This is a genomic window from Flavobacterium sp. Leaf359 (assembly GCF_001423985.1).
GTDB lineage: Bacteria > Bacteroidota > Bacteroidia > Flavobacteriales > Flavobacteriaceae > Flavobacterium > Flavobacterium lindanitolerans.
In genome coordinates this window covers 157,973-166,080 of sequence record NZ_LMPW01000015.1, presented here as the reverse complement: position 1 = coordinate 166,080, position 8,108 = coordinate 157,973, and the positions used below count along the sequence as shown (strand labels likewise).

9 protein-coding genes are annotated in these 8,108 nt (G+C 36.7%); 8 read left to right on the top strand and 1 reads right to left on the bottom strand.

The annotated features are described in order from the left end of the window. Nucleotides 1-118: 118 nt before the first annotated feature. From ASG38_RS16025 to ASG38_RS15995, 7 genes are all read left to right on the top strand, one after another. Nucleotides 119-451, top strand: coding sequence for a translation initiation factor (locus ASG38_RS16025; RefSeq protein ID WP_056073775.1), 333 nt, complete (start codon nucleotides 119-121; stop codon nucleotides 449-451). An 84-nt stretch (nucleotides 452-535) separates the two neighbouring features. Then, nucleotides 536-1,408, top strand: coding sequence for a nucleoside phosphorylase (locus ASG38_RS16020; protein WP_056073433.1), 873 nt, complete (start codon nucleotides 536-538; stop codon nucleotides 1,406-1,408). Continuing rightward, entirely contained in the window at nucleotides 1,408-1,866 is a 459-nt protein-coding gene (locus tag ASG38_RS16015) for a DinB family protein (protein WP_235498611.1), read from the top strand. Before ASG38_RS16020 ends, ASG38_RS16015 begins: the two co-directional genes overlap by 1 nt. After that, a complete protein-coding gene (locus tag ASG38_RS16010) occupies nucleotides 1,863-2,711 on the top strand; it encodes a substrate-binding domain-containing protein (RefSeq protein WP_056073431.1) in 849 nt (282 codons plus the stop codon). The genes ASG38_RS16015 and ASG38_RS16010 overlap by 4 nt, the downstream gene beginning before the upstream one ends. Nucleotides 2,712-2,739: 28 nt before the next feature. After that, nucleotides 2,740-3,675 (top strand): transglutaminase-like domain-containing protein, encoded by a 936-nt coding sequence (locus ASG38_RS16005; RefSeq protein ID WP_056073429.1) that lies wholly within the window; start codon nucleotides 2,740-2,742, stop codon nucleotides 3,673-3,675. Between the two features lie 138 nt (nucleotides 3,676-3,813). Next, the gene (locus ASG38_RS16000) at nucleotides 3,814-4,386 is read left to right on the top strand and encodes a DUF3575 domain-containing protein (RefSeq protein WP_056073427.1); all 573 of its coding nucleotides are present in this window, start codon (nucleotides 3,814-3,816) and stop codon (nucleotides 4,384-4,386) included. A gap of 10 nt (nucleotides 4,387-4,396) precedes the next feature. After that, nucleotides 4,397-4,969 (top strand): hypothetical protein, encoded by a 573-nt coding sequence (locus ASG38_RS15995; protein ID WP_056073424.1) that lies wholly within the window; start codon nucleotides 4,397-4,399, stop codon nucleotides 4,967-4,969. A 6-nt stretch (nucleotides 4,970-4,975) separates the two neighbouring features. Here ASG38_RS15995 and ASG38_RS15990 read toward each other — a convergent pair whose 3' ends face one another. Beyond that, nucleotides 4,976-5,641, bottom strand: coding sequence for a uracil-DNA glycosylase (locus ASG38_RS15990; protein WP_056073421.1), 666 nt, complete (start codon nucleotides 5,639-5,641; stop codon nucleotides 4,976-4,978). A 292-nt stretch (nucleotides 5,642-5,933) separates the two neighbouring features. Between ASG38_RS15990 and ASG38_RS15985 the strand changes: the two genes are divergently transcribed. Further along, complete coding sequence (locus ASG38_RS15985; protein WP_056073417.1) at nucleotides 5,934-8,105, top strand: DNA mismatch repair protein MutS; 2,172 nt, start codon at nucleotides 5,934-5,936, stop codon at nucleotides 8,103-8,105. Nucleotides 8,106-8,108: the final 3 nt, after the last annotated feature.

The following is an 8,108-nucleotide window of genomic DNA, read 5'->3' as shown; positions in this document are numbered from 1 at the left end:
CGGATTGATACTGAATTTTGGCAAAGCCCGATTCATGCGCCGAGTTTACGAAAATCATAAAAATAAATCCGCGAATACCAGCGTCATCCGCCTTTATCCGCGTTCAATAAACACAGTTATGGATTTACATGACCAATTAAAAAAACTATTCCCAGATCATCAACCGTCTGAAGAAATCGAAGAAACTGAAAGCGAACCAAAAGAACTTTGGGTCCAGGCCGAGCCCATGATTTGCAAATTCGAAAAACGAAAAGGAAAACCCACTACCATCATCGAAGGTTATACCGGTTCGGATGACGATTTCAAAATTCTGGGGAAAGAATTAAAAACAAAATTAAGCGTAGGCGGTACATTCAAAGACGACTCAATTATCATTCAGGGAGATTACCGTGACAAGATAATGACCATACTTAAAGAAAAAGGCTTTAAGGTAAAACGTGTTGGCGGATAACCCCACTCCTACAAATAAAACAATTTAACAACTGGCTTTTTCACTCAGCGGCTTAGCCACTATAAAACTTAGAAACTCAAAAAAATGATACAATCTTCAGAATTAATATTAAACCCTGACGGTAGCGTCTATCACCTGAATTTAAAACCAGAACATATTGCCAATGACATTATTTTCGTTGGCGACCAGAATCGCGTTGAAAAAATTACACAGTTTTTTGATTCCATAGAATTTTCAACCCAAAAAAGAGAATTTAAAACCCAGACAGGTATTTTTAAAGGAAAAAGAATAACAGTAATGTCAACCGGAATCGGTCCTGACAATATTGACATCGTAGTTAACGAACTGGATGCGCTTGTCAACATCAACCTGGAAACCCGTCAGCCAAAAGAAGAATTGACTTCACTAAACATCATACGAATAGGAACATCGGGCTCATTGCAGAAAGATATTCCGGTAGACAGCTTCGTTATGTCTAAATATGGATTAGGATTGGACAATATGCTCCGTTCCTACAAAATTGACCGGATTACCGAGGAAGCTTTAGGTGAAGCCTTCCTGCTTCATACCAACTGGGATATTCGAAAAGGAAAACCATATGTGGTACGATGCAGTGAAAAACTGGAAAAACTAATTGAAAGTGACAGAATTTTCAAAGGAATTACTGCAACAGCCGGTGGATTCTATGGTCCTCAAGGCAGAGTTCTTCGTCTTGAAATACAGGACCCTGAATTGAACAACAAAATGGACAATTTCAATTTCAACGACAACAGGATTACCAACCTTGAAATGGAAACGGCTGCTATTTATGGCCTGTCGGCACTACTCGGACATAATGCTTTATCGTTAAATGCCATCATTGCCAACCGTGCAAGTGGTACTTTTAGTGAAGACCCATACAAGGCTGTAGACGAATTAATTGCATATACGTTAGACAAATTGGCAAACAACTCCTAATGTTGCAGGAAGTAATTCTTAAATTCGAAGAACTGCTGGTCGAAAATCTTGATTACTTTAAGAATACCGACAAGCACGTTTTAGAATTCAAACCTGAAAACAAATGGTCTAAAAAGGAAATATTAGGCCATTTGATTGATTCAGCGGTTCACAATCTGGTTCGGTTTACGGAAATACATTATGCCCCAAAACCTTATCAATACAGAACATACAATCAGGAAGACCTGGTCAGTATTTGCCAATATCAGTCAGCCGACAGTAATGAGTTAATCCAGCTCTGGCTTTCACTGAACAAGCAAATACTCAGGATTTTCAAATCGGTTGACAGTGAAGCATTGCATTATGAAATTGAACTGAATGACAAATCCATCATCAACCTGCGTTTTTTAATGAGTGATTATGTTGCCCATTTAGAGCACCATATAAAACAAATACAAAATAACCGTTATTCAACATGAAAACGATAAAAATAGCCGGGGTACCGGAACATTTTAACCTGCCATGGCATCTTTGCATAGAAAATGGAGAATTTGAAGCACAAAATATTGACCTCAAATGGACTGATGTTCCCGAAGGAACAGGCAAGTTATGCCAGATGCTTCGCAATGGCGAAACCGATATTGCCGTAATCCTGACCGAAGGCATCATTAAAGATATTGTCTCGGGTAATCCAAGCAAAATTGTGCAAGTCTATGTCCAATCGCCTCTGATTTGGGGGATCCATGTTGGTGCTGCTTCAAACTACAGGAAGCTTTCCGACCTGAAAGGAACAAAGGCTGCCATTAGCAGAATTGGTTCAGGTTCTCAACTTATGGCCTATGTCAATGCACACAATCAAGGATGGAAAACAGAAAATTTACAGTTTGAAATCGTAAATACTATTGATGGTGCCGTAGAAGCATTAACTGCCGGAACAGCCGATTATTTTATGTGGGAACGATTTATGACAAAGCCTTTGGTTGACAAAGGAATATTTAGAAGAATTGCCGACTGCCCTACTCCATGGCCCTGTTTTGTGATTGCCGTGCGAAATGAAATACTGGAAACACAGCCGGAAATCATCAAAACCGTTTTGGAAATCATTAATCAGACAACAGAAGAATTCAAGGACATTCCAAGTATTGACAAAACCTTATCATCACGCTACAATCAAAAAATTGAGGATATACAGGAATGGCTCTCTCTGACAGAATGGTCACAAAAAACCTTGGATGACAAAACGTTAAACAATGTTCAAAATCAACTGTTGGAACTATCTATTATTGATAAAAAAGGTACTTTTGCAGATATAGCACAAATCTAATCAGGATTAAGCTGGCCTTTGGGTTACTATGGAGAAACAAGGTAACATAGACTTCAAAAAAATAAAAGAGAAACTTCAGGTCAAAAAACCTTGGGATAGTATCATTATTTTCCTATTGAATATATTGATAGCTATTCCTGTGTTTATCATTATCCATCAGAATATTATCGACCCAAACTGGTATTTCCATATTGACAGGATACTCCTTTTTATACTTGTAGTCGTTATTATACAATTGGTTCTCAGATTAATGAAAACCATCATTATTCTCTGTATAGCGCTGTATCTGATTGCATTAGTTTACGGAAGTCTGTTCGGCAATTATGGCTTTAATAGTGTCTTTGAAGATTATCGTTCAATGGTTTACAGCATGTCAGAAAATCCCAATCCACAGGATATTATTATTTCAAAGCTTTTGCCTTTCCCAAACAAGTCAAAAATTTTGAATGCCATCGAATATGATAATCCAAAAGTCAGGAATTTTGCGTTGCTTGCAACAACCAAATATTTCAGAAACGTTAAAGGATACAGTGAATACCGACGACAAATCCAAAGTTTTGCCGTATTTAAGGAAATACAGCGTCGCTGGAACTATGTGAGTGACCCAAAAGGAAAGGAATACATTGCCAGAGCTACTGAATCACTGATTCATTTTTCCGGCGATTGTGATGACCACGCCATCCTCATGGCTGCCTGCGTACGCGCTGTTGGCGGAACACCAAGACTTATCCATACCGGTGGCCATATTTATCCGGAGGTTCTTATTGGAAACAAAAAAGCCGATTTGGAAGCAATCAACTACCTTATCAAAGAAGTATTATTCAAAGAAGAAAGTAAAGGAAAAGAAATTCATTATCACATTGACGAACGCGGTCAAATCTGGCTTAATCTGGATTATACTGCCACTTATCCGGGAGGTCCGTTCATGTCTGAAGAAATTCTGGGAGCATTGACCTTGAATTAATTTTTGATTTTGGATTTAGGATATCGGATAGCCCAAATCGTCTATTGTCTATTATCTATCATCTTTTATCTACCTTCTGTTTATCTAAAAATAAAACAATCTTTTTCTATATTTACAACAGTTTACAAAAAGACAACTATGAAAAAATGGCTTTTCGCAGCACTGCTCGCTTTCCAGTTTTCAAATGCACAGGAAAGCTCTACTATCTTTGCAAGGAAACAAAATGAAATAAAGTTTGACATACTATCTGTTATAGCATTTTCAAAAGTTCATATTAGCTATGAGCGTTTTCTAAACGAGAACTTTTCAGTTGGCATTAGCGGTAGCTTTCAGGACAGTAAAGATGCTAAGGAAGACTTTGATAAAGGTTATGACCGTACACTTCCTAAGTATGAAGTCAATCCTTTTGTACGTTATTCCTTATCCCATAGTCAGAAAAGTTTCTATTTTGCTGAAATATTTGTTTCTGCAAATGGTGGGAAATACAGAGAATTACAACGTTTTGTAGATGAATCCGGTAACGGTTATTACGACACCTTCAAAGACAATTACACCGACGTAGCCATTGGTGGTGCCCTGGGTTATAAACTGTATATACAGGAAAAATTTGGTCTTGAATTATTTCTGGGAGCAGGAAAAAACCTTTTCAATACGGACAAAAGTCCGGAAGTTGTTCCTCGTGTAGGATTAAATTTTGGCTACAGATTTTAATAAAATTACTATGAAAACAATAAAGATATTACTTTTAGCAATAATCGGATTGGCAGCAGTTACAGGCTGTGGCGACGATGATGAGTTTTACAATTCAAAATATACTTCTATTCCAAATCTGATAACAATTGAACATCAAAACAATTATACAGTGGGCGATGTTTTGTGGCTGAATACAAATTTTTCAAGATACCAGCCTGAACCAAACCAGACTACCCCATTAGATATTTTTAAAACAACAGGAGGTGCCTCGTTTAGTTTTGCTTATGGACTGGAAAAAAAGACCGGAACCAACACCTGGACAGCCATTGATATCCGTAGTATAATTAAGGACCAGGGTGATGCAGTTGCTGATTTTTATGTGATTGCAGAAAGTATTTATGAGCCTGTTTCTCAAAATTATAAATTCAGAGCCGGAATTCCATTATCAGAAACCGGTGAATACAGACTTGTTTTTGGACTTTCAGAAGTATCGCGACTCGAATTGTCATCAAACAATAATAATTCGGAAGACACTTTCCTTACGATACAGACAACCGCAAACAATCTGACAGCAGGATATTATAATTTTACGGTACAATAAGAATGCTTACCACTCTATTTCTTTTTTTCCGAGAGATTTAAGGTACTCATTAGTCTTGCTAAAATGCTTGTTTCCAAACCAAAGCCCCCTGTTGGCACTTAAAGGTGAAGGATGGCCGGAAGTAAGAATCAGGTGTTTGGAAGTATCAATCAGTGCTCTTTTGTTTTGTGCAAAACCGCCCCAAAGCAAAAAAACAACCTGTTCCCTTTCACTTGAAACTTTCTGGATAACGGCATCGGTAAAAGTCTCCCAGCCTTTTTTTTGATGGCTTCCTGCTTCTCCTTTTCGAACGGTTAACGTAGCATTTAAAAGCAATACACCTTGGTCTGCCCAACGTTCCAGATTTCCTGTTTGTGGCAGTGGCTTACCCAAATCGGTTTCAATTTCACGAAAAATATTAAGTAAGGAAGGAGGAAAAGGAATTCCGTCGTTAACAGAAAAACACAATCCGTTTGCCTGATTTGGCCCGTGATAAGGGTCTTGTCCTATGATGACGACTTTTACATCATCAAAATGACAATGGTCAAAAGCAGAAAAAATCTGACTTCCTTTTGGATAACAGGTATGATGAGCATATTCTGATTTTACAAAATCAATCAGATGGTGAAAATAAGGCTTTTCGAATTCTTCTGACAAAACGGCTTTCCAGGAAGGATGTATTTTTACTTGCATGGTTTTTAAATGTTAGTGGATAATTGATAGTGGATAGTGTTTAGTTGGTAGTTTACGATAAAAAAATGATTAGGTTATAAAAAAGAATTTCTGGATTTCTACTTTTCGCTTCATCACCTTTTCACCTTAGAACCTTAGAACCTTAGAACCTTAGAACCCGATACAAATTTCGGAAAGTTAAATTAAAAACAAACTAAAAAATAATTCATTTAAGCAGAAAAGCAAAAAAACTTCTCAAGCCCATAGCATAGTTTTTTTGTATTTTTGTGTATAAAAACCGCTATAGAATAAAATGACCAATATAACAGATAAGACATTACAAGATTTAGAATTCAACACCGTACTGCAAGCCATTTCAGAAATCTGCAACACAGAAATCGGAAAGGAAAAAGCACTTCAGATTTCGCCTTTCAAACATAAAAAGGAGTTGATGGATGCTTTGCTGCAAACGTCTGAATATGTTTCTTCTTTCACAAACAATAATGCGATTCCCAATCACGGATTTGAAACTATCAGCAATGAAATAAAATTTCTGGCCATAGAAGACAGTTTCCTTGAAGTGGGAAGTTTTCGAAAAATTGCAGCTATTTCCGATACTGTAAATGTATTGTTGCTTTTTCTTAAAAAGTTCAACGACTATTACCCTAAATTAAGTGAAAAATCTTCGGCTGTAGAATATACCAAATTCATCACACAAAAAATCGATGAAATTGTAGACAAATATGGTGAAATAAAGGACAATGCCTCACCTGCTCTTGTCGAAATCCGAAGAAATATGAATATGGTCCGTGGTAAAATCAACCAGAGTTTTGGAATGGCACTAAGCCAATATAATGGACTGGGCTATTTAGACGACATCAAGGAAAGTATTGTAGAAAACAGACGCGTACTAGCAGTACTGGCTATGTACAGACGAAAAGTAAAAGGCTCCATTTTAGGAAATTCAAAAACAGGAAGCATTACCTATATCGAACCGGAAGCTACTTTGCGTTTTTCAAGAGAATTAAGCAATCTTGAATATGAGGAAAAAGAAGAAATTACACGAATTCTAAAACAGCTCACAAACGACATACGTCCGTTTTTAGACCTGCTTAAGACCTATCAGGAATTCCTGAGCGATATTGATGTGATTGCCGGAAAAGCAAAATATGCCAACAGAATTAATGGTATCTTACCCACTATCACAGATGAAAAGAGATTGTATTTCAGAGAGGCCTACCATCCTATTCTTTATCTCAACAACAAGAAAAAAAATGAGGTGACCTTCCCTCAAACAATTGAACTGACAAACGAAAGCAGAATCATTGTAATTTCTGGCCCTAATGCGGGAGGAAAAACCATTTCACTTAAAACAGTAGGTTTATTGCAATTGATGTTGCAAAGCGGAATGCTTATTCCTGTACACGAGCGTAGTGAGACATTTTTATTTGACCGGATATTGACAGATATTGGTGACAATCAATCTATTGAAAATCACTTAAGTACCTACAGCTACCGTTTAAAAAACATGAACTATTTTCTCAAAAAATGCAATGCTAAAACGCTTTTCCTTATTGATGAATTTGGTACAGGTTCAGACCCTGAATTGGGAGGTGCTTTAGCAGAAACTTTTTTGGAAGAGTTTTATCATAGAGAAGCTTTTGGAATCATTACTACACACTATTCCAATCTGAAGATGCTGGCTAATGAATTGCCTTATGCCTCTAATGCGAATATGCTATTTGATGAAAAGTCATTAGAACCTATGTACAAACTAATCTTAGGTCAAGCCGGAAGTTCGTTTACTTTTGAAGTAGCACAGAAAAATGGTATTCCTTTTGGATTGATTAATCGTGCCAAGAAAAAAATCGAAGGCGGAAAGGTTCGTTTTGACAAAACTATTGCAACACTCCAAAAAGAACGTTCGAAACTTGAAAAAACCTCACAGAATTTAAAAGAAGAAGAAAGCAAAGCCCGGGAAGAGAGTAAAAAAATGGAATCTATCAATTCTAAAATCCAGGATAAACTGGAACGTTATCAGGAATTGTATGATGCGAATCAACGCCTAATCTACATGGGACAAAAATTGGATGATATTTCTGAAAAATATTTCAACAACAAGAATAAAAAAGAACTTATTGGCGAATTTCTTAAAATGGTTGAAATAGAAAATTCCAAGCGAAAAAAATTAACGGCCAAAGAAAAAAAGGCAAAGGAAATTGTTCAGAAAGAGATAATCAAAGAAGTTACCGTCAAGGTAGAGGAAATCCGCGAAGAGAAAAAAGAGAAGAAAATCAAAGCCATCAAACAGGAAGCAAATAAACCAAAACCTGTTTTAAAACTTGGTGACCGTGTCAGGTTGGTAGATGGAAAAGCCGTCGGAACTATTGACAAAATTGAAAAGAACAAGGTTACGGTAAATTATGGTATCTTTACTTCAAAAGTGGATTTAGAAACTTTAGAATTAGTAGAAGCAAAAAAATAAAAT